This is a genomic window from Kosakonia sp. 1610, from assembly GCF_050435845.1.
Classification (GTDB): domain Bacteria; phylum Pseudomonadota; class Gammaproteobacteria; order Enterobacterales; family Enterobacteriaceae; genus Kosakonia; species Kosakonia cowanii.
This window is the reverse complement of record NZ_JBNDKZ010000001.1, coordinates 1,354,710-1,375,262: the sequence shown is the minus strand read 5'-3', so window position 1 is coordinate 1,375,262 and position 20,553 is coordinate 1,354,710. Positions and strand designations below refer to the sequence as shown.

The following is a 20,553-nucleotide window of genomic DNA, read 5'->3' as shown; positions in this document are numbered from 1 at the left end:
TCCTTACAGCAACCCTTTCTCGCGCAGGAAGTCGCGGGCGACCTGCTGCGGTGTCTGGTGATCGATATCGACTTTCGCGTTGAGGGAGATAATCACCTCATTGTTCAGCAGGCCGGAGAGGGTATTGAGCGCCTCTTCTAAGCCCGGATTAGCTTCAAGCGTGTCTTTACGCACCACCGGCGTAACCGCATAGCTCGGGAAAAAGCCTTTATCATCCTCCAGCGTTTTCAGGTCGAACCCCTTAAGGCGGCCATCGGTGGTGTAGACCAGCCCGGCATCGACAAAGCCGTCGCGGATGGCGTTATAGACGAGGCCAGGATCCATCTGGCGGATTTGCGGGCGATCCAGCTCCATGCCATAAGCCTGCTGCAACGGCTTCATGCCGTCGCTGCGCCCGGCGAACTCCAGGTCGAGGCCCAGCAGCCAGTTCTTTTTCGGGTTGGTTTTGCGGATCTCTTCAATCTTCGCCACCATCTGCGACATGGTGGTGATGTGCTCAGCCTCGGCGCGTTTGCGCTGCATAGCGAAGGCATAAGTGTTGTTCATATTGGCCGGATTGAGCCACATCAGACCGTGTTTCGCATCGAGGCGTTTAACGGTGTCGTAGGTCTCCTGTGCCGACATGCGTTTGTTGATGTGGTTAAAAATAATCAGCGAGGTGCCGGTATACTCCCAGGTCATATCGACCTGCTTGTTGATCATCGCGTTGCGTGAAATCACCGTTGCGATATTGGTCTGCGGCTGCACCTGAAAGCCTTTTTTCTGCAAATACTGCACGGTAAGGGCCGACAAAATATGCTGCTCAGTAAAGCTTTTGGTCGCCACAACCAGCGGTGCCGCATGGGCGCTGGCAGTGAGCAGCGCCGTTGCTGCCAGCCAGCCCAGCGTATGAAAAAGTCGTTTCATCACACTTCCTCTTATTGTTATCACGCCGTGTGCGGGCTAAGAAGACGGCCCAGCGCCGCCAGCAGGGTATCGAGGATCAGGGCGAACAGCGCCGTGGCGGCTGCGCCTAAAATCAGCGTCGGGAAATCGTTGAGGTAGATGCCGGGGAAGATCAGTTCGCCATAGCTGCTGGCGCCAATCAGAAACGCGAGTGGCGCGGTACCGACGTTAATTGCCGTCGCAATTCGCACCCCGGAGAGGATCACCGGCAGGGCATTCGGCAGCTCCACCTGGCGTAAACGCTGCCATTTGGTCATGCCAATTCCGTTCGCCGCTTCGATTAACGAGGCGGGTACCGAGCAGAGCCCGGCATAGGTGTTGCGCACAATCGGCAGCAACGAGGCGAGGAACAGCGCGATGATCGCCGGGATATCGCCAATGCCAATCACCACCATCGCCAGGGCCAGCACCGCCAGCGGCGGCAACGTGTTGCCGACGTTAAAGATCTGCATCACATACTCGGCAACCCCACGAGCGGCGGGGCGGCTAAGGGCGATACCGCTGGGAATACCGACTAAGAGTGCAAAAAACATTGAGCTGAACACCAGAATCAGGTGCTGTTGCCCGAGGTAAATCAAATCCACCTGGCGGGCTTTTATCGTCTCCAGCCCGACGCCCCAGGTAATCAGCGCCAGTATGGCGACAATCCCGGCGATGAAAAGCAGCGCGCGGGTAAGCATGGAAGTCTGCATTGCAGTGTCTCTCCCTGTTTGCATGCGTTATAGCAACCGCAGGTTGCATGTTGTTATGCCATGTTCGGCAGGGTGCTTTGAGCTATAGCAAGCGTGCGGGGATGCTTCCAGTTCTGAGGCCGCTTTTTAAAACCCAGCGGCAGGCAGCTTTTGCACACTAAGCCTTACCGCGTACAGGCCGAACGGAATATTAAAGAATTGTCTTAAAAGCGAAGCGGCAGAGGTGACGGTGTCACTAATGTGATTGCCGGGATAAACTATTCCGGCGCGTGAAAGGGCGCAAAATCACCGTAACAGCCGGTTTAACGCAGCGGCGAATAAAAACAGGTTGATGAGAACTCTTAAAAAATAAGCTCTGTTTATACGGGGCACATATCCTTAAACCAACCCGGTTATCGTTATAAAACCTTGCGAGGAGGCAACAGTATGTATGCTTCAGCGACAAAAAAGCCACTCAGCTCCTGGGCAGGAAAAGGGAGTCAGGGATCCTATGCAGAATCATCGCCGCTTTCATCACTGCATCAGGTTTCAGGTAAACACTCAGCCGCCTCGTTCAATGAGAACAAATCACAAAAAATCGCTGAAGTGGTGAATAAAATCACCTCGTCGCACGCCGCTCCTGGAAGAAAAACGTCGCCCAATAGCGCATTAAACTCAGATGTCGTAAACAGCTTTGAGTCGCGAGGCCACCATGAAGCAGTGCGGATCTTCACCTTGCCGGACAGCCAGCTAGGTCGGCAATTACCTGCACTACCTTCCTCGGCGGAGCTAGGTTTAACAGAGAGCGAAATTTCGGCCATCAAAGTCTACACATCAAGTAACTACACCCTGCTTAATAAATATGAAAGAAGCAGGAACATGGAAAACCATGAAGTCGAAAGGCTTGTTAACACACTGATAAAAAATGGTTTTTTAAAATCCGGCTTTGTGGGGAAAGAGTCTCTGGAAAGCGGAGTGAAAAATTTTAACCAGGTGCTGGATAGATCCAGAAAAAAACACCCCTCAAATGAAAGTTTCGGCAATGTGGTTGTGCGCGGTATTGGTTTCGATTATCCCTTTGGCGAAAAAGAGGCGAGGCAATACGCCACTGTCGGGGCTGTCATTGGGCAAAAAAGTTACACCAGCACCAGCGTCAGCACACCCTATTTAAATACCCATCTTCTGATCCTTGAAGCGCCGCCAGAAGCCGAAGGGCACTGGATTGCGCCAACCTCTGTGTTGCCCCAAGAGGATGAAATACTGTTTGCTCCCGGCGTGAAAATCAAAATCAAAGATGTGATTGATGTTAATGAGTTTGGCAGTGCCGATGTGATGAGTTCCGTTTTCAAGCGGTTTCATATATCGGGCGAAATCAGGCAGTCGCCTGTGTTTAAGAGCCTCAAGGAACCGCATCACTACATTAAAAAATATATCTATGGTGAGCTGCTGCCGCAAAAGTCCAGATGAGCCGCTGTTTCAGAAGCGTTTCTTAAAAAAATCCGGCCTGTACGGCCGGAAAAGGTGTTAACGGAAGAGCGCTTTTTGCGCTACCGGCATCAGCAAGTTTGCCCGCCACTCTGCCAGCGTAAGCTGTGCCAGCCGGGCGAGTGCCTGCCAGAAAGGGTGCTGCGCCTGCTCCTCCAGCACGGCAAGAAAGCGACCCGACCACGGCAGCAGATGCCACGCCAGAAGCTCATCGCAGGCCTGCGTCTTTCCCTGCTCCGCCAGCCAGGCCGCCAGCAGCAGCAGGGTGCCGATATGATCTTCCGGCTCGTTTTGCTGCGTCTCGAAAGCAATATTGTTGTCGCGCAGCCACTGGCGCAGGGCCAGCGTCGAGTCACCAAACAGCACGCACTCTTTATCCAGCCATACCGATCCCCACGGCGGTGCAGGCAGCGCCCACGGGCCGATAAACAGCCGTTGCCAGGCATCGGTTAACGGCTCTTCGCCATCCGCTGAAAATTGTTCAGCCAGCGGGAGCAGCAGGCTTTGCGCCAGCGGCCATGACGCCATCCACGCATTGTGCGTAAAGGCGTTGACCAGCGGCGCAGCAGGTTCGCTCTCCGGCGGGTAGTAAAAGAGAGCGCCAAGCACGCGGGCGGTGAAAATAAACGATTCACGCTTATCAACTGTCATGGTATTTCCCGAAAAAGTGCCGAAGGCCGGACAAGCGTTCACCGCTATCCGGCCCCGTAATCGATCACCCGGCAACGGCGACGCCAACGGTCATATGCAGCCCGTAAAAGAGGCCGCGGCCAATCAGCTCCCCGGCAACCACCAGCACAAACCCAACCAGCAGGCTACTGACGCGCGGCTGCCTGCGTAGCACCAGCGGGCAGATCCAGCAGCCCAGCCCCAGTGCTAAAAGCAGCAGTCGCAGCGCCTGGAGTAAGCCGTAATCCGGGATCAGCGCTGTAGCCTGCTGCACGGAAGAGTGGGTTTCGCCAAGCTGCATGCTCTGTATCATCACCACCGCTGCGCTTGCCAGCAGCGCGATCGCGCTTATCGCCGCAAAACGGGAGGCCGGAAAGCGTATGCCGACAAGGCGCAGCAGCAGTGCGGCGAGCAGCGGGCCGCCAATCAGCATGGTGAGGAAGAAGCTGGCGGTGGTGTAGCCGTTATGCCAGGTCGGCACGGTCTCAATCTGATAGACCCGCGTCATCGCCCAGACAAACAGCACGCCAGAGACCATGCTGATCAGCAGCCAGATGCGCCCAAGGCCAGCAGGCATTTTGCCGAGCCAGTTCAGCAGCCACCAGATGCCGCCGATGGCAAAAAAGAGCGATCCAGCGGCAATCTCATTACTCAACGCAGAGGCGCCAATACGGTTTAGGGAGTTAAAGGCGCGCAGCGGTGAGCCGAGGTGCATCATCGAGGCGACAAAGCCGATGCCCATCAGCAGCCAGAGGAAAAACTGGCTGCGGACAATATGCAACTGACCGCGGCGATCGCCCTCATTGGCCATCCATACCAGGCCGGTGCCAATCACACCGCCCGCCACACACTGACCGAGCACCGTAAAGAGCACCAGCGGCCATTCATGCCATCCGTTTCCCATTTCATACCTCCTGTGGATTAGCCAGATAGCCGCTTGTGTCCCCGGTCGGGCGGCTGTTGGCGTTGGGTTTGATGACAATATTTGGCCGGGTAAAGTGCGCCGCCGGAATGGGCGCGACCGCCGCCAGCGTGCCGTGCTTTTTACGCAGCGTCTCAATCGGACCAAAATCAAGGGCGCGCAGCGGGCAGGACTCGACGCAGATCGGCTTTTTGCCCTCTGCCACGCGCTCGTGGCAACCGTCGCACTTGGTCATATGCCCTTTCGCCGCATTGTATTGCGGCGCGCCGTACGGACAGGCCATATGGCAGTAGCGGCAGCCGATACAGACCTCTTCGTCGACCACTACAAAACCATCTTCGCGTTTATGCATCGCGCCGCTCGGGCAGACTTTGGTGCATGCCGGATCCTCACAGTGGTTACAGGAGAGGGAGAGATAGTAGGCAAAGACGTTTTGCTGCCAGACGCCGTTATCCTCCTGCCAGTTGCCGCCCGCGTACTCATAGACGCGGCGAAAACTGACGTCCGGGGTTAAATCTTTGTAATCTTTACAGGCCAGTTCGCAGGTTTTACAACCGGTGCAGCGGGCGGAATCAATAAAAAATCCATACTGGGTGCTCATCGGCTACTCCTCAAACCTTTTGAATGTCGACCAGATTGGTGTGCTGCGGGTTGCCTTTCGCCAGCGGCGAAGGGCGATGCGTGGTCAGCGTATTGACGCAGCCGCCGTGATCGACGCGATCGCCCGCCATATCCGCCTGGTGCCACGCACCCTGACCCATGGCGCTGACGCCCGGCATAATGCGCGGCGTCACTTTCGCCGCAATCCGCACTTCGCCACGGTCGTTAAACACGCGCACCAGATCGCCGTTCTTAATCCCGCGCCGTTCGGCATCAAGCGGGTTGATCCACACCTCCTGGCGGCAGGCCTCTTTCAGCACATCAATGTTGCCGTAGCTGGAGTGGGTGCGTGCTTTGTAGTGAAAGCCGAAGAGTTGCAGCGGGAAGGTGGCGCGTGCCGGATCGTCCCAGCCTTCAAAGGTGGAGGCATAGACCGGCAGCGGGCTTATCACCTCATCCTTTTGCAGCTCCCAATGGCTTGCGATCTCCGCCAGCTTGCTGGAGTAGATCTCAATTTTGCCCGACGGCGTTTTCAGCGGGTTGGCCTGCGGATCATCGCGGAATTTTTTATAGGCCACGAAGTGGCCGTTCGGATCTTTGCGTTTGTAGATACCCATCGCTTTCAACGCCTCGTAGGAGGGCAGCGCGGGATCTTTCTCTACCATTCTGGCGTAGAGGTATTTCAGCCACTCCTCCTGCGTGCGCCCTTCGGTGAAGCGCTGGTGGATATCCGGCCCAAGGCGGCGGGCGATCTCGCTGGTGATCCAGTAGATGCCTTTGCGCTCGAACTTCGGCGCGGTGACCGGCTGCAGGAAGATGAGGTAGCCCATGTTGCCGGCGTAGTCGTTGGGGATAATATCCTCCTGCTCAACGGTCATCAGATCCGGCAGCAGGATATCGGCATACATCGCCGACGAGGTCATAAAGTTCTCAATCACCACGATCGTCTCGCACTTGCTCTCATCCTGCAGCACATCGTGAGTGCGGTTAATATCGCCGTGCTGGTTGACGAGGGTGTTACCGGCATAGTTCCAGATGAACTTAATCGGCACATCGAGCTTCTCTTTACCGCGCACGCCGTCGCGCGTCGCCGTCATCTCCGGCCCGCGGGCGATGGCGTCGGTCCAGCTAAAGCAGGAGATGGCGGTTTTTACCGGGTTCTCCGGCATCGGCATCCGTTCGATAGTAATGGTGTAGGTTGACTCCCGCGCGCCGCTGTTGCCGCCGTTAATGCCGACATTGCCGGTGAGGATCGGCAGCATGGCGATCGCACGGGCGGTCAGTTCGCCGTTGGCCTGCCGCTGCGGGCCCCAGCCCTGGCAGATATAGGCCGGTTTGGTGCTGCCAATCTCTCTGGCGAGCTTGATGATTTTGTCTGCCGGGATGCCGGTAATGCGCGATGCCCACTGCGGCGTTTTTGCTACGCCGTCATCGCCCTGACCGAGAATATAGGCTTTGTAGTGGCCGTTTGCCGGTGCACCGGCGGGCAGGGTTTTCTCGTCGTAGCCGACGCAGTAGTTATCGAGGAAGGGCTGATCGACCAGGTTTTCGCTGATAAGTACCCAGGCCATACCGGCGACCAGCGCGGCGTCGGTGCCGGGACGGATCGGCACCCACTCATCTTCGCGTCCGGCGGCGGTATCGGTATAGCGCGGATCAATCACCACCATTCGCGCATTGGAGCGTTCGCGCGCCTGCTCGAGAAAGTAGGTAATGCCGCCGCCGCTCATGCGGGTCTCCGCCGGGTTGTTGCCAAACATCACCACCAGCTTGCTGTTTTCAATATCGGAGGTGCTGTTCCCTTCGTTTGAGCCGTATGTGTAGGGCATCGCGCAGGCGATCTGCGCCGTGCTGTAGGTGCCATACTGGTTGAGAAAGCCGCCGTACATCGCCATCAGGCGGGCGACGAGCGAGGCGGAAGGGGATGAGCGGGTAATGTTGCCGCCGACGATGCCGGAGGAGTAGTTGATATAGACCGCTTCGTTGCCATATTTGTCCACCACCCCTTTCAGGCGGCTGGCGATGGTGTCGAGGGCTTCGTCCCAGCTGATGCGCTGAAACTTGCCTTCGCCGCGTTTGCCGACGCGTTTCATCGGATAGTTGAGGCGATCCGGGTGATTGATACGCCGCCGGATAGAGCGGCCGCGCAGGCAGGCGCGCACCTGATGGTTGCCATACTGATCTTCGCCGGTGTTATCGGTTTCGACCCAGTAGACCTCCTCATCGCGCACATGCAGACGCAGGGCGCAGCGGCTGCCGCAGTTGACCGAGCAGGCTCCCCAGACCACTTTATCCGGTGCGGGTTGCATCGCCTGTTGCACCGCGGCAGCGGCGGAGCGCATACCAAACGGAAGAGAAAAACTGCTTGCTGCCAGCGCTAACGATCCGAGGGCGGTCGACTTTACCAGCGTTCGTCGGCTGATACCCCCGGCATATTCCGTCTTCGACATGACTCACTCCATTATTATTTTTAAATAAAAACTTACCCGCGAAAATTAAAAGCAGGCTAATGATGGAGGTATGGTAATCATTAAGGAGTAGGGGAATGTTATGCACGATCAAAGAGAGGGGAGTCCCCCTGGAAATCAGGGGGATTAGATTTTACTGATTGCTGTTACTGTTTTCGTTCTGAGATGATGCGCCGCCATTACGGGCGTAGATAATTTTGTAGGTATCATTGGCGCAGTGGCCAACTACCTGTCCGCCCGCCTGTTCAGCTTGATCGTTTGGCACCACGGTCAATTCGAACCCGGACTCCGGGACGCCATTATTAATAATCTTTTGCTGGATATCCGTTTTTACGCGTTCGCATGAATCCGGCGCGGCGAAAGCAGGAACAGAACCTACCAGCAGTGCTGCGCACAGCCAACGTGAATAGTGCATGCTTGTCTCCTTATTTATTGTGCGCTTTAAGCTTAGCACTTCTCTTTTCGACAAAAGGTAAATCTCTGAATCATCTTAGCTGTATGTGAAATTCCGCAGATACCCGATAAGGAAGTCGCTAACTCATTACGCTATCGGGTAAATGTTTTGCTAATATAAGCGCCATTCTAAAGAAAACTGTGGTGGAACCTTTGAAAAAACAGTTATTACTTATCTCTCTGGCCCTGGTTTTGGCCGGATGTGATGAGGAAAAAGGCCCGGTGGCATTCACGCCGGAGATGGCAAGTTTTTCGAATGAATTCGATTTTGATCCTCTGCGCGGTGCGGTAAAAAACTTTAGTCAGACCCTGCTTAACGATAAGGGTGAAGTGACGAAGCGCGTCAGCGGAACGCTGTCGAAAGAGGGCTGTTTCGATACGCTCGAACTTCACGATCTGGAGAACAATAGCGGCGTATCGCTGGTACTGGATGCCAACTACTATATCGAAGCCGAAACGCAGGAGAAGCGTCTGCGGCTGCAGGGGAAATGCCAGCTGGCAGAATTCCCGTCGGCGGGTGTCACCTGGGACACCGACGATAACGGCTTTGTGGTGCGCGCATCAGGCAAAGATATGGAAGTGAAGTATCGCTATGATGATGAAGGCTACCCGCTGGGCAAATCAACCACTTCAAAAGATGTGCATCTCGATGTTGCCTCCACGCCGGCTAAAGATAAGCGCAAGAAGCTCGATTATGCCGCGGTAAGTACGCTCAATGATAAGCCGCTGAGTAAAGTGCAGCAGACCTGCGACTACGACAAACATGACAATCCGCTGAGTTGTAGCCTGGAGATTGTTGATGAGAGCGTAACGCCGCAGGTGACGCATAAATACAGCATCAAAAACACCATCGAGTATTATTGATGCTGTCCGCTCACCGCGCTTATTGCGCGGTGGGTTAATAGTGCTGCTCTCTCGCTTCAGTAAAGTAGCATGCTTAATCAATGCAGCAATACCAGGGAAAATCTCTCTGATAATTTCATTCGAGGTAATCCAGCATTAATGCATGATGAGTCCTGGAACGCAGGGAAAGGTGCTTTCGATGAAAAAAACAGCAATAATTTTCCTTATCATGATGGCATCACCAGCTGTTTTCAGTGCTGATAACCGTGATATTTCTGAAGGGCCAGAAATAGACAGTTGTTGGCGTAATCAGCAAGATCGTGGTCAAGCTGCTACGTGTCTGCACGAGTTGAATGATAAAAGTAATAAGAGTCTTGATCTGCTAATTGAAAAAACAGTAAAGCAGATAAAGAAAAATAACACGGGACCGGTCTACAAAAGCAATAATGCAGAACTGACTATTGGTGATGTTTTTAGTAAGCACTTTCTGGAATCCCAACAGTCATGGAAAAGTTATCGTAATGATTTTTGCCTGGGCGTGGGTTCGCAAATTGGTGAAGATGCCTATGACTACTGGCCTTCTATCTACCAATGTCAGATCAACCTTAATCGAAGGCATGCGGAAGAGATAAAAATGCTTCATGCAGATGATAAATAACGGAGCAATCGCGTGACGCATAAATACAGCATCAAAAACACCATCGAGTATTATTGATGCTGTCCGCTCACCGCGCTTATTGCGCGGTGGGTTTTAACAGCGTGCTGCCGCTGGTTTTATGTTCCTGCAGATAGTGCTGCTGAAAAATACACATGCGGATGGTGTTGCGGTATTCGCCATTAATAAAGAACTCGTGAATTAATTCCCCCTCCACCTGAAAACCCAGCTTGCGGTAGATGTGAATCGCTTTCTCATTCTCTTTATCAACGATGAGATAGAGCTTATAGAGGTTTAATACCGTAAAACCATAATCCATCGCCAGCTTGGCGGCTTTAGACGCCAGCCCTTTGCCCTGGAATTCCGGCGAGATAATGATTTGAAACTCCGCGCGGCGGTGCACATGGTTAATTTCAACCAGTTCCACCAGACCGGCGTTGGTGCCATTACACTCGACGACGAAACGGCGCTCGCTCTGATCGTGGATATGTTTGTCGTAAAGATCGGAGAGTTCAACGAAGGCTTCATAGGGCTCTTCAAACCAGTAGCGCATTACGCTGGCGTTGTTGTCGAGCTGATGGACAAAACGAAGGTCTTCGCGCTCAAGCGGGCGGAGACGAACGGGATAGTCGTCACTCATAAAAATCCTTTCTCTGAGATGAAGGCGGGCGCAGCGCGCCCGACGAGATTAACGAACTTCACGCCCGGTGCGGCGATCCAGGCAGCGCAGGGTATTAGGTTCCCAGTACGCATTCAGGTTGCTGCTTTTCTGGCAGTTGTCGCGCGCATCGAAGGCGACATCATCTTTGTCCCACTCTTTCTCGACGCGTTTATTGACTTTGTGGCGCAGGCTGCGGGTGTCGTTCCACTGCTCTTTTTCCATCGCGGCGGATTGACGGGACTGCGCATTGTCGCCCGATTCGATCACCAGGCGGTTGGTTTCAGCCAGTGCGGAAGTGGTGTACACAATGGCACCCAGCGTCAGCATTGCGGTCAGGCACAGGCGTTTGCTAAGTGTAGAAGTCATGGCAATGGTCCTTAAGTGAGGAAAAACGTCTCTATTCTAAGCGATCTCCGCCTGCCAGCATACCGGGGCGAAACCGACTGTAAGAGCATTATCAGGTAAGATGGTTCAACCTATTTTCAATAAACGACCTGACTATGCTGAAAATTACGCTGCTCTTTTTTGTCACCGCTCTGTGTGAAATTGTAGGCTGTTTCTTGCCCTGGCTGTGGCTAAAACGCGACGGCTCACCACTGCTGCTGATTCCTGCCGCCATCGTACTGGCGCTTTTTGTCTGGCTGCTGACGCTCCACCCGGTTGCCAGCGGGCGTGTCTATGCCGCTTACGGCGGGGTTTACGTCTGTACCGCGCTTCTCTGGCTACGGGTTGTTGAAGGGGTAAAGCTAACCGTTTATGACTGGCTCGGCGCAGGGGTTGCGCTGTGCGGCATGTTGATCATCGTCGCGGGCTGGTCGCGAAGCTAACAACTGCGTGGTGATTTCCCTCCCCATTGACCTGGCTGGGGAGTGGAGCCTGTTATCTTTCTGCACAACCTTTTCTTTCTTCACATAATGATGAGCAGATCTATGACACATTTGGTTACCATTCTAGTTGGTGTAGTCAGCAAATCCTGTCGCAAATCATAGTCGGGTTTTAGCGACGCCTTAATCTAGTGAACCACTGTTTCATTTAATAAGATGAGTCTCACCATGGATAACAGGCTGTTAACGGCGAAAGCCACACTACCTCAGTACGATCGCAGCAAGCTGGTTGCGCGCATCGTGCATCTTGGTTTTGGCGCATTCCACCGCGCGCATCAGTCGGTCTATACCGATATCCTCGCCGCAGAGCACGGCAGCGACTGGGGTTACTGCGAAGTTAATCTTATCGGCGGCGAGCAGCAGATTGCCGATCTGAAACAGCAGGATAATCTCTACACCGTGGCGGAGATGTCCGCCGATGCGTGGACCGCGCGCGTGGTTGGCGTGGCGAAACGCGCGCTGCATGCGCAGGTGGACGGGCTGGAAACGGTGCTGGATGCCATGTGTGAGCCGCAGGTCGCCATTGTTTCGCTGACCATCACCGAGAAAGGGTACTGCCACTCACCGGCAACCGGGGAGCTGATGCTCGATCACCCGTTGATCGCAGCCGATCTGCAAAACCCGCATCAGCCACAATCCGCCGCCGGGGTGATTGTCGAAGCGCTTTCGCGTCGCAAAGCCGCAGGTTTACCGCCGTTCAGCGTGATGTCCTGCGACAACATGCCGGAAAACGGCCACGTGACGCGCAACGTTGTCTGCGCCTATGCCCGCACGGTGGACGCCGCGCTGGCGCGCTGGATTGAAGAGAACGTCACCTTTCCCTCCACGATGGTCGATCGTATCGTCCCGGCAGTGACGGCGGAAACCCTTGAGAAGATCGAACAGCTTACCGGCGTGCGCGATCCGGCGGGCGTCGCCTGTGAACCGTTCCGCCAGTGGGTGATTGAAGATAATTTTGTCGCAGGCCGCCCGGCATGGGAGAAAGCGGGGGCTGAGCTGGTGAGTGATGTGGTGCCCTTTGAAGAGATGAAGCTGCGCATGCTGAACGGCAGTCACTCCTTCCTCGCTTATCTCGGCTATCTGGCGGGTTATCAGCACATCAACGAATGCATGGAAGATGAACACTACCGCCGTGCAGCACATGCGCTGATGCTGCGCGAACAGGCGCCGACGCTGAAAGTTGAAGGTGTCGATCTGGCACACTACGCCGATCTGCTGATCGCGCGTTACAGCAACACCGCGCTGCGTCACCGCACCTGGCAGATCGCCATGGACGGCAGTCAGAAACTGCCGCAGCGTATGCTCGATTCTGTGCGCTGGCATCTGGCGCAGGGCAGCAATTTCTCACTGCTGGCGTTAGGCGTCGCGGGCTGGATGCGCTATGTCGGTGGCGTTGACGAGCAGGGGCAGGCGATTGAGGTATGCGATCCGCTGCTTGCGGTTATTCATAAAGCGGTGAACAGCAGCGCTGAAGGCGAAGCGCGCGTGGAGGCGTTGCTGGGCATTGAGGCGATCTTTGGCCGCGAGCTGCCAAAGGAGAGGGCTTTCGTAGCGCAGGTGCAGAAGGCGTATCAGATGCTGCTGGCGAAAGGGGCAAAAGCGACGGTCGCGCAATTTGCTGCCGGGCTGTAACTAAGCGACGAGTGCCGCAGCGGCGGCACTCATCTTCATCATGTTTTGCCGATCAGTGCAGGCCGAGGCGGATCAGCTCTACCGGCTCGAATTTGCCTTCACACCCTTCCACTTCCACCGTTTTGTTACGGCGCACTTTTTCAGCGCTTAACCCCTCGGCGTGAATAGCGACGATTTTGCCGATACGGCCTGTGCCGTTAATCATTACGCGTGAGCCGGTGGTGATAGGGTTACGGTTACGGTCATAAGTCATCATGATGGTTTCTCCTTGATAATATCCATAAAGCGAACCGGGGCAGAAGATGGCCCCAAAACGGACGCCCTATAAATACGCCACTGAGATGATGAGTTTTTGCTTTTGATCAAGGTCACACTTTTTTCTGGCAAAAAAGGTGACCTGATAAGGGAAAAAGAGGGGGATTACTCTTCGCTGAACCAGTCGCGATTTTCCTGGCGAATGGTTTTAACCGACTCGCTGATCTCCTGCAGATGCAACGTCATCGCATGCTCAACCGCATCGGCGTCGCGTTTTTCCAGCGCGTCGAAAATCGCCTGGTGCTGGCGCAGCAGCATCTCCGGTGGCGAAACATGATCGAGGCTCATATAGCGCACACGGTCAATCGTTGCCTTGATGTTTTCAATCGTATCCCATGCCAGCTGGCAATCAGCGATCAACGCCAGCTTGTGGTGAAAATCATCATCCAGTTCAAAGAAATCATTCAGCTGCTTACGCTCAATGGCGATCCGCTGCTGGTGGAGATTCTGCTCAAGCTGATAACAGGCGCTGTCATCTATCATCTGCGCGGCGCGACGGGCCACGGCGCACTCTATCGCCTGACGGACAAAACAACCGTTGCGCACGTGGGTGAGGGAGATTTTGTTAACGTAGCTTCCACGCTGGGGGCGGATCTGAATCAACCCGTTTTCCGCGAGCTTGATAAAAGCTTCACGCACCGGCTGGCGGGAGACGTCAAAACGCACCGACACCTCTTTTTCAGAGAGCGGCGTGCCCGGTGGGATCAGGCAGTGGACAATATCCCGTCGCAGGATGGTATAGATCTGTTGATTAACGGGTTGCGTAGGATTGAGTTGCGTTTCGGCGGCCATTCGCTCTTACTTTTTAAAGGGTTAACCCGGCTACCATACCATTGTTTCTGCGCACATCCCATACCCGGCCCGCAGGCCGGGCGGGAAGCATCAGCTCTGGCGGTGCACGCTCAGACCGGCATAGCTCTGGCTGACCGGCATCATCTCAAGTGTGTTGATATTGACATGCTTCGGCAGTGTCGCCACCCACCACACCGCTTCGGTCACATCTTCCGCGCTCAGCGCGGTGGTGTTTTCGTAGGTTTTCGTCGCTTTATCGTCATCGCCTTTAAAGCGCACGTTGGAGAACTCGGTGCCGCCAACCAGACCCGGCTCGATATTGGTCACACGCACCGCGGTACCGCTCAGATCGGTGCGCAGGTTGAGGCTGAACTGGCGCACAAAGGCTTTGCTCGCGCCGTAGACGTTGCCGCCCGCGTAAGGCCAGCTACCGGCCGTTGAGCCAAGGTTGATAATATGACCGCGATTGCGCTCGACCATGCCTGGCAGCACGGCGCGGGTCATATAGACCAGCCCTTTATTGTTGGTGTCGATCATCGTTTCCCAGTCATCCACATTTGCTTTGTGGGCAGGCTCCATGCCCAGCGCCAGCCCGGCGTTATTGACCAGTACGTCAATCTCGCGCCACTGCGCGGGCAGGGCAGCGATAAACTCGTCGATCGCCGCGCGGTTACGCACATCCAGCTGCGCGGTGTAGAGATTCTCGCCCAGCTCCTCTTTCAGCTCCTGCAAACGCTCCTGGCGGCGGCCGGTCGCGATCACGTGGTGACCATTTTGAATAAAACGGCGGGTAATGCTCTCGCCGAACCCTGCGGTTGCCCCGGTAACAAGAATAATCATGTCATTGTTCCTCAACGATTTTTGTGATGTCGTCACATAGCATGCACCGCACAGAGGCGGCAATACAAGTTTTGACTGTTAAAGAGTGTGGCAAAAAATGGTGGCTTGTGCAGGGATGAGAAAGGATTGCGCCGCGCGCGGTGGATGCCTACTCTGAGGAGACTTACCGCATTCAGGAGCAAACTATGTCGGTCTCTAATCCCTTTTTTACTGCCAGCCCGCTGCCATATCAGGCGCCACCTTTCGATCTTATTGAGCAGGAGCACTATCGCCCGGCCTTTGATGAAGGGGTGAGGCAAAAACGCGACGAGATCGCGGCAATCGCGCAAAACAGCAAGCCTGCGGACTTCGACAACACCATCCTGGCGCTGGAGCAAAGTGGTGCTTTGCTCACTTATGTGACCAGCGTCTTTTTTGCCATGACCTCGGCGGATACCAATGATTTCCTCCAGCAACTGGATGAAGCCTTCTCCACGGAGTTAGCGGGGCTGGCGAACGACATTTATCTTGATGAGCAGCTTTTTGACCGCGTTGAAGCGGTATGGAAAAGCCTTGATACCGCTAACCTCGACGCTGAATCGGCGCGTCTGGCAGAAGTGACCTATCAGCGTTTTGTGCTGGCGGGCGCGATGCTGGATGAGCAGGATAAAGCGACGCTGAAAGCGCTCAATACCGAAGCGGCGTCCCTGATTAGCCAGTTTAATCAGCGCCTGCTGGCGGCGGATAAAGCGGGCGGCCTGGTGGTGGATGATGTACGCCAGCTCGATGGCATGAGTGCTGAAGAGATTGAGCATGCCGCCGAAGCGGCGAGGGCTAAAGGGCTGGAGAACCGCTGGCTGTTAACGCTGCTTAACACCACTCAGCAACCGGCGCTGGCCGTACTGCGCGATCGTCAGACGCGAGAGAACCTGTTCAAAGCCAGCTGGCTGCGTACCGAGCGCAATGATGCTAACGATACGCGTGCGCTGGTGCTGCGCCTTGCCAGCCTGCGTGCCGAGCAGGCGCATCTGCTCGGCTTTGATGATTTCGCCAGCTGGAAGATCGCCGATCAGATGGCCGGTACGCCCCAGGCGGCGCTGGAGTTTATGCGCAACATCGCACCGGCTGCCCGTGCGCGTGCTGAGCGTGAGCTGGCAGATATTCAGCAGGTTATTGATAACCAGCAGGGCGGGTTCACCGCTCAGGCCTGGGACTGGGCTTTTTACGCAGAACAGGTCCGCATGGCGAAGTACGATCTCGACGAGACGCAGATTAAACCCTACTTCGCGTTGAACACGGTATTAACGGAGGGGGTATTCTGGGCGGCAAGCCAGCTGTTCGGCATCCGTTTTCAGGAGCGGTTTGATATCCCCGTTTATCACCCGGATGTACGTGTATGGGAAATTTTTGATGCTGACGATCGCGGGCTGGCGCTCTTTTATGGCGATTTCTTTGCCCGCGACTCGAAAAGCGGCGGCGCCTGGATGGGTAACTTTATCGAGCAGTCGACGCTTAACGGCACGCAGCCGGTTATCTACAACGTCTGCAACTACCAGAAACCGACCAATGGACAGCCTGCGCTGCTCTCCTGGGATGAGGTGATTACGACTTTCCACGAGTTTGGCCATACGCTGCACGGGCTATTCGCCAGCCAGCGCTACGCCAGCCTCTCCGGCACCAACACGCCGCGCGATTTTGTTGAGTTCCCGTCGCAGATCAACGAGCACTGGGCCAGCCAGCCGCAGGTGTTTGCCCATTACGCCCGCCACTACCAAAGCGGCGAGCCGATGCCGGATGCCCTGCGCGACAAGATGCTGCGCGCTACGCAGTTTAATAAAGGCTATGACATGACCGAACTGCTGAGCGCGGCGTTGCTGGATATGAACTGGCATGGGCTGGCGGCGAATGCGGATGTCAACGATGTGGCAAGCTTCGAAGCGCAGGCCATTGCCAAAGAGAAGCTCGACCTGGCCGCCGTACCGCCGCGCTATCGCAGCAGCTATTTTTCCCATATCTTCGGCGGCGGTTATGCCGCAGGGTATTACGCCTATTTATGGACGCAAATGCTCGCCGACGATGGCTATCAGTGGTTCGTTGAGCAGGGCGGGCTAAGCCGTGAAAACGGGCAGAAATTCCGTGACGCCATTTTGTCGCGCGGCAATAGCACGGATTTAGCTAAACTCTACCGCCAGTGGCGCGGACACGATCCGCAGATCGAGCCGATGCTGAAAAACCGGGGTTTAAGCAACTAAGAGGTGGCAGGAATCCGCTTATTAAAAGGGGGTTCCTGCCAGTATGTCAGTGAGGCGTGCTCGCAAGTTTTTCTTTTAATTGCTGAACCTTTTCGTAATATTCAGTGCCTTGCTTAATTCGCTGAAGATGCCTGTCAACTATCTGTTTGAAAGAGCGTCCTTGTTTATTAACTACGTCTGGATTAGCGCCGTGATCCAGCATAAAGAGAACTTTATCCAAATCATCCTTTAAAAATGCGTCGACAAGGGGAGTGTTACCCAGACTATCCCGGACATTTACATCCGCTCCCCGCTCAATTAAAAGTGTAAGTGTATCGATATTTTTTGAACTCACTGCTGAGAAAATAAGCGGCACGTTAAGTAATTTGTCCCGTGAATTAGGATCAAGGCCACCATCCAGCATCGCTTTTAACCAGATATCTCTATCGCTCATTGCCATCATCTGCGCGGGAGTGCCCGGCATATTCGGCTGAGCTTGCTGCGCATCTGCGCCAGCGCGGACAAGGTCTGTGACAATATCCAGCCTTTCTGGCGAGTTATCGTTATACATAGCTTCATTCAGAGCAAAAAAGAGCAGGGTGAGTTGCTCTTTTCCGGGAGTATTCAGATCGGTCTCTTTTGACAGGCTGCTAACGGAGTCACGATCCGCCGCCTCAATAGCTTTAGCCAGGGCTAATTGCGGGCCAGTAAAGTGTTTCTCAGGTTCTATTTTTTTCATATCATTGCACGCCGATGTCAGTACTAAAAGAAACGAAAATAGGAGAGTAAATACCAGTTTTTTCATGCTAATACCGACTTTTAATGATTCCAATATCCTCATCCTTTTGTGCTTCGATACAATCAATAACCTGCGACATACCGTGCTTATCCAGCATATCGCCAACACCACCTGGTAGCGCATGGGATTTGCCGATGGCATCAGGAAACATGTTTGAAAAGCCCGCTTTAACGGCGAAAGCTGCCGTATCAAATTGGGCTTCAATCAGGTCGGTAAGACTAACTTCCTGAATTTTAGTCAGCATCTCGCCATTGACCCTGTAAGCGGATATTGCCGAACCGTCACCGATACGCTGGGCACCATATTTTTCAACAGTACCATTATTCAACCCTGCGGCGTTAAACGTCCAGGTTGGCTGACCGCTGGACAAGCCGGCCGCTGAAGCCAGACCGCCACCAAGGGAATGCCCAGCAATGTCAACGTTGCTTCCACTCTCAGAGATTGCCCGACCCAGATTGACCGCTTTTTCATAATAGGATGAGTCAAAGCCTCCTCCCTGGGCAAGATTATTACCCCAGTCCAGCATCTTATCTGGACGCGTTCCCCTAAAAACAAGCGTTGGTTTCATATCATCCCCGAAGACATAGTGGTCAGGGGCGTAAACACGACTGAAGAAATTAGGCTCCACTGCCTTGTCAAACAGCATCTCGCGTTTCAAGCCAAGCGATGCCAGTGCATTTTCATCATTGCTTATATCGACCCATCCCTCTGGCACATCCGGCATGGTTTCCAGCGCATTGATAGGTTGCCCGGCTCGGCCATAAACATTCTGAGCGAGTTTCGCTTTTTCAACGGCAACATTGTTCTCTGCCAGACGGTTAGCTGCGGCCTGCGCATCGGGAAACTGTCCATACTTGCCTTTACTGATGAGATTTTTTCGCTCCTGCCAGCGCTCAGCTTTGGTCAGTGGCCGGAGAGGTTCATCCGTTCGGCTACTACGGGCACCGGCCACGCTGGGTGCTTCACCCCGCATTGCTGCATCAGAGCGCGTTAGCTGACTTTGCGGCATAACGGTTGGAGAGGGGCGTTTGCCAAATGTGCTGACCATCTCTTCATAGCGACGGATGATTGATTTGACCGGATAAGTGACGGACAGGTGAGACGAAAAAAGCTGCAGGCTCCCGTCATTATCAATAAAAAACGCTGCCGTCACCGGCGACCACATTCCCGAACTACTATCGATAGCAACCATCGCACCACGCTCAAGATCGACGGCAGCGAGCGTGCGTACATCGCGACCCGCCTGATAGGGATTGGCACCATTGCGCGAGCGTAGACTCTCCGGGCGGCTAAACAGTGAGCTCACCGATGAAGGCGGCATTGTTCTGATTCTTTGCACTGCAAGGTGAGGTTGAACAATAAATTGAAACTGAGACGGATCGACTTTTTCTTCGAGAATATAGGTCAATAACATGTAACTTGTCATGATACCGACTCCCGGAAGACGCCATTCCATTTAGTGGTATGCATTTGTTCCCCTGAACATAAATGATTACCCAGTAGGGCTCTTGATGGCTGGTTGTTGAACAACGGCTGCCCGCCCCGGTAAAGAAGTATATAAATTCTTGCAGAAATTTACAGGCAGGTAACCTGACGATTCTGGTGGGGGAGTAATGGTATAGCTTTAAATGTCCTGGAGAGGGGCATACAACAATATGGCGAACATGGCGTGTCGCCAAAGGTTCACCCGTAATAAACATTATCAACATAGGTAAACCGCTGGCAGCAGCGAGATCGCCCCTGCCAGTGATTAACGAACTCTTCAGATGAGAAGGCAACGCTGTTTCAAACCGCACGACTTCATAAGCAACATGTCAGGGCGGTTAAATCTTTGTTCCCATGATGCGCGAAACAACGGCTTTTGCCGCATCAAGCTTGGCTTTTCCTGCATCAGAGTGCGTACCGGTTTCGAATGCTTTGAAGTTACCTTCAATCTTCTCAGCGGCTCTTTCAATGAACACCTGCGGCAGCTCAGAGAAGATGGACTGGAAAATGACTTCATAGGCTAAAGCGCGACACTGCAGATCGTTAATCGCTTCTTCGGTTGTCTTCATCATCTCTCCTTAAGAAATGCTGTAATACATCGTACTGATTAAATTGAAAATTCTTCAGATCACCTGAACGAGCTAAACGCCCAGATCTTGTGGTAATCAACGGATTTGATCCTGTCAGCGTTCGCGAACGTCTCCTGTTAACCGTTATCGACCAGTTAACCGCTATTCTTTATCAAAAATTTAGAGCGCGGAATTTTCAGGTGCTGCGCGACGACGCATTGCGAGCGAGGCTACCTTTTCTCATCTCTGCGTTACCGCCTCTCGATAAACGTTTGCGCTTTAAAAACTTACATAACCCGCACGAGCATTGACCGTTCTCCCTTCGCTTAATAACGTTAAGCGTGGTGATGAATCCCCCTACGCGGAGGGGCTACCAGCCACATCTTTTGGGGTGAAAGCGAGTTGTGCGGGCTGGCGCGCGCTCACCGGGAGGCACCCGGCATCACCGAAATATCCTTAGCCAGAGACGGGTTATTTGGCCGGTCTCTGGCTTTTTGCCGCCTTTTTATACCCACACAATTGCGAAAGTGTGGCCTACCTCACGTTTCCCGCCGTAGCGTTATCCCTCTCATTAAGCCAAATTATAGGACCTAATTTTTAGCGCTTAACAATCTATGGCATGGCGCAGGCATGATGAGCATGGCTGTGTTAATGT

At 54.2% G+C, this 20,553-nt stretch carries 21 protein-coding genes; 6 read left to right on the top strand and 15 right to left on the bottom strand.

Features of this window, described 5'->3' with window-relative positions:
* Positions 1–3 precede the first annotated feature (3 nt).
* Both osmX and osmY read right to left on the bottom strand, forming a co-directional pair.
* Positions 4–906, bottom strand: a complete 903-nt coding sequence (gene osmX, locus ABIC80_RS06550) for an osmoprotectant ABC transporter substrate-binding protein OsmX (protein ID WP_429176120.1) — start codon at positions 904–906, stop codon at positions 4–6.
* A 20-nt stretch (positions 907–926) separates the two neighbouring features.
* Complete coding sequence (gene osmY, locus ABIC80_RS06545; protein WP_023481750.1) at positions 927–1,637, bottom strand: osmoprotectant ABC transporter permease OsmY; 711 nt, start codon at positions 1,635–1,637, stop codon at positions 927–929.
* A 426-nt stretch (positions 1,638–2,063) separates the two neighbouring features.
* Between osmY and ABIC80_RS06540 the strand changes: the two genes are divergently transcribed.
* The gene (locus ABIC80_RS06540; protein WP_305205852.1) at positions 2,064–3,083 is read left to right on the top strand and encodes an ADP-ribosyltransferase; all 1,020 of its coding nucleotides are present in this window, start codon (positions 2,064–2,066) and stop codon (positions 3,081–3,083) included.
* A gap of 57 nt (positions 3,084–3,140) precedes the next feature.
* Here the strand turns inward: ABIC80_RS06540 and dmsD are convergent, their stop codons facing one another.
* The 5 genes from dmsD to ABIC80_RS06515 form a co-directional block, all read right to left on the bottom strand.
* Entirely contained in the window at positions 3,141–3,752 is a 612-nt protein-coding gene (gene dmsD / locus ABIC80_RS06535; protein ID WP_429176118.1) for a Tat proofreading chaperone DmsD, read from the bottom strand.
* A gap of 64 nt (positions 3,753–3,816) precedes the next feature.
* Complete coding sequence (locus ABIC80_RS06530) at positions 3,817–4,674, bottom strand: DmsC/YnfH family molybdoenzyme membrane anchor subunit (RefSeq protein WP_429176116.1); 858 nt, start codon at positions 4,672–4,674, stop codon at positions 3,817–3,819.
* Position 4,675: 1 nt separating this feature from the next.
* Complete coding sequence (locus ABIC80_RS06525; protein ID WP_042713039.1) at positions 4,676–5,293, bottom strand: DMSO/selenate family reductase complex B subunit; 618 nt, start codon at positions 5,291–5,293, stop codon at positions 4,676–4,678.
* Positions 5,294–5,303: 10 nt separating this feature from the next.
* Positions 5,304–7,742: a selenate/tellurate reductase subunit YnfE gene (gene ynfE / locus ABIC80_RS06520; protein WP_429176114.1), complete on the bottom strand. Its 2,439-nt coding sequence runs from the start codon at positions 7,740–7,742 to the stop codon at positions 5,304–5,306.
* Between the two features lie 151 nt (positions 7,743–7,893).
* Positions 7,894–8,175: a DUF1161 domain-containing protein gene (locus ABIC80_RS06515; protein ID WP_023481755.1), complete on the bottom strand. Its 282-nt coding sequence runs from the start codon at positions 8,173–8,175 to the stop codon at positions 7,894–7,896.
* 191 nt (positions 8,176–8,366) lie between these two features.
* Between ABIC80_RS06515 and ABIC80_RS06510 the strand changes: the two genes are divergently transcribed.
* Positions 8,367–9,077, top strand: a complete 711-nt coding sequence (locus ABIC80_RS06510; RefSeq protein ID WP_200133070.1) for a YnfC family lipoprotein — start codon at positions 8,367–8,369, stop codon at positions 9,075–9,077.
* A 178-nt stretch (positions 9,078–9,255) separates the two neighbouring features.
* Positions 9,256–9,714, top strand: a complete 459-nt coding sequence (locus tag ABIC80_RS06505; protein ID WP_429176112.1) for a DUF1311 domain-containing protein — start codon at positions 9,256–9,258, stop codon at positions 9,712–9,714.
* A gap of 76 nt (positions 9,715–9,790) precedes the next feature.
* Here ABIC80_RS06505 and speG read toward each other — a convergent pair whose 3' ends face one another.
* Both speG and ABIC80_RS06495 read right to left on the bottom strand, forming a co-directional pair.
* Positions 9,791–10,351, bottom strand: a complete 561-nt coding sequence (speG, locus tag ABIC80_RS06500; protein ID WP_023481559.1) for a spermidine N1-acetyltransferase — start codon at positions 10,349–10,351, stop codon at positions 9,791–9,793.
* A gap of 48 nt (positions 10,352–10,399) precedes the next feature.
* The gene (locus tag ABIC80_RS06495; RefSeq protein ID WP_023481288.1) at positions 10,400–10,738 is read right to left on the bottom strand and encodes a DUF1283 family protein; all 339 of its coding nucleotides are present in this window, start codon (positions 10,736–10,738) and stop codon (positions 10,400–10,402) included.
* A gap of 134 nt (positions 10,739–10,872) precedes the next feature.
* Between ABIC80_RS06495 and ABIC80_RS06490 the strand changes: the two genes are divergently transcribed.
* Together ABIC80_RS06490 and ABIC80_RS06485 are read left to right on the top strand one after the other, a co-directional pair.
* Entirely contained in the window at positions 10,873–11,199 is a 327-nt protein-coding gene (locus tag ABIC80_RS06490; RefSeq protein WP_042715656.1) for a YnfA family protein, read from the top strand.
* A gap of 225 nt (positions 11,200–11,424) precedes the next feature.
* Positions 11,425–12,888: a mannitol dehydrogenase family protein gene (locus tag ABIC80_RS06485; protein WP_429176111.1), complete on the top strand. Its 1,464-nt coding sequence runs from the start codon at positions 11,425–11,427 to the stop codon at positions 12,886–12,888.
* A 52-nt stretch (positions 12,889–12,940) separates the two neighbouring features.
* On the opposite strand, the gene ydfZ is transcribed toward ABIC80_RS06485, so the two are convergent.
* The 3 genes from ydfZ to ydfG form a co-directional block, all read right to left on the bottom strand.
* The gene (gene ydfZ / locus ABIC80_RS06480; RefSeq protein WP_042715647.1) at positions 12,941–13,144 is read right to left on the bottom strand and encodes a putative selenium delivery protein YdfZ; all 204 of its coding nucleotides are present in this window, start codon (positions 13,142–13,144) and stop codon (positions 12,941–12,943) included.
* A gap of 164 nt (positions 13,145–13,308) precedes the next feature.
* Positions 13,309–13,995, bottom strand: coding sequence for a GntR family transcriptional regulator (locus ABIC80_RS06475; protein WP_200133066.1), 687 nt, complete (start codon positions 13,993–13,995; stop codon positions 13,309–13,311).
* 90 nt (positions 13,996–14,085) lie between these two features.
* A complete protein-coding gene (ydfG, locus tag ABIC80_RS06470) occupies positions 14,086–14,835 on the bottom strand; it encodes a bifunctional NADP-dependent 3-hydroxy acid dehydrogenase/3-hydroxypropionate dehydrogenase YdfG (RefSeq protein ID WP_023481428.1) in 750 nt (249 codons plus the stop codon).
* 185 nt (positions 14,836–15,020) lie between these two features.
* On the opposite strand from ydfG, the gene dcp reads away from it, so the two are divergent.
* The gene (gene dcp / locus ABIC80_RS06465) at positions 15,021–17,066 is read left to right on the top strand and encodes a peptidyl-dipeptidase Dcp (protein ID WP_429176109.1); all 2,046 of its coding nucleotides are present in this window, start codon (positions 15,021–15,023) and stop codon (positions 17,064–17,066) included.
* Positions 17,067–17,112: 46 nt separating this feature from the next.
* Here dcp and ABIC80_RS06460 read toward each other — a convergent pair whose 3' ends face one another.
* The 3 genes from ABIC80_RS06460 to ABIC80_RS06450 form a co-directional block, all read right to left on the bottom strand.
* A complete protein-coding gene (locus ABIC80_RS06460; protein ID WP_429176108.1) occupies positions 17,113–17,877 on the bottom strand; it encodes an ankyrin repeat domain-containing protein in 765 nt (254 codons plus the stop codon).
* A complete protein-coding gene (locus tag ABIC80_RS06455; RefSeq protein WP_429176107.1) occupies positions 17,852–19,270 on the bottom strand; it encodes a phospholipase in 1,419 nt (472 codons plus the stop codon). Before ABIC80_RS06455 ends, ABIC80_RS06460 begins: the two co-directional genes overlap by 26 nt.
* Before the next feature lie 397 nt (positions 19,271–19,667).
* Positions 19,668–19,901, bottom strand: coding sequence for a hypothetical protein (locus ABIC80_RS06450; protein ID WP_232044993.1), 234 nt, complete (start codon positions 19,899–19,901; stop codon positions 19,668–19,670).
* Positions 19,902–20,553 lie beyond the last annotated feature (652 nt).

Bases quoted from the DNA above. Each gene is read 5' to 3' on its own strand.
- osmX (WP_429176120.1), bottom strand. From the start codon at position 906: ATGAAACGACTTTTTCATACGCTGGGCTGGCTGGCAGCAACGGCGCTG.
- osmY (WP_023481750.1), bottom strand. From the start codon at position 1,637: ATGCAGACTTCCATGCTTACCCGCGCGCTGCTTTTCATCGCCGGGATT.
- ABIC80_RS06540 (WP_305205852.1), top strand. From the start codon at position 2,064: ATGTATGCTTCAGCGACAAAAAAGCCACTCAGCTCCTGGGCAGGAAAA.
- dmsD (WP_429176118.1), bottom strand. From the start codon at position 3,752: ATGACAGTTGATAAGCGTGAATCGTTTATTTTCACCGCCCGCGTGCTT.
- ABIC80_RS06530 (WP_429176116.1), bottom strand. From the start codon at position 4,674: ATGGGAAACGGATGGCATGAATGGCCGCTGGTGCTCTTTACGGTGCTC.
- ABIC80_RS06525 (WP_042713039.1), bottom strand. From the start codon at position 5,293: ATGAGCACCCAGTATGGATTTTTTATTGATTCCGCCCGCTGCACCGGT.
- ynfE (WP_429176114.1), bottom strand. From the start codon at position 7,742: ATGTCGAAGACGGAATATGCCGGGGGTATCAGCCGACGAACGCTGGTA.
- ABIC80_RS06515 (WP_023481755.1), bottom strand. From the start codon at position 8,175: ATGCACTATTCACGTTGGCTGTGCGCAGCACTGCTGGTAGGTTCTGTT.
- ABIC80_RS06505 (WP_429176112.1), top strand. From the start codon at position 9,256: ATGAAAAAAACAGCAATAATTTTCCTTATCATGATGGCATCACCAGCT.
- speG (WP_023481559.1), bottom strand. From the start codon at position 10,351: ATGAGTGACGACTATCCCGTTCGTCTCCGCCCGCTTGAGCGCGAAGAC.
- ABIC80_RS06495 (WP_023481288.1), bottom strand. From the start codon at position 10,738: ATGACTTCTACACTTAGCAAACGCCTGTGCCTGACCGCAATGCTGACG.
- ABIC80_RS06490 (WP_042715656.1), top strand. From the start codon at position 10,873: ATGCTGAAAATTACGCTGCTCTTTTTTGTCACCGCTCTGTGTGAAATT.
- ABIC80_RS06485 (WP_429176111.1), top strand. From the start codon at position 11,425: ATGGATAACAGGCTGTTAACGGCGAAAGCCACACTACCTCAGTACGAT.
- ydfZ (WP_042715647.1), bottom strand. From the start codon at position 13,144: ATGATGACTTATGACCGTAACCGTAACCCTATCACCACCGGCTCACGC.
- ABIC80_RS06475 (WP_200133066.1), bottom strand. From the start codon at position 13,995: ATGGCCGCCGAAACGCAACTCAATCCTACGCAACCCGTTAATCAACAG.
- ydfG (WP_023481428.1), bottom strand. From the start codon at position 14,835: ATGATTATTCTTGTTACCGGGGCAACCGCAGGGTTCGGCGAGAGCATT.
- dcp (WP_429176109.1), top strand. From the start codon at position 15,021: ATGTCGGTCTCTAATCCCTTTTTTACTGCCAGCCCGCTGCCATATCAG.
- ABIC80_RS06455 (WP_429176107.1), bottom strand. From the start codon at position 19,270: ATGACAAGTTACATGTTATTGACCTATATTCTCGAAGAAAAAGTCGAT.
- ABIC80_RS06450 (WP_232044993.1), bottom strand. From the start codon at position 19,901: ATGATGAAGACAACCGAAGAAGCGATTAACGATCTGCAGTGTCGCGCT.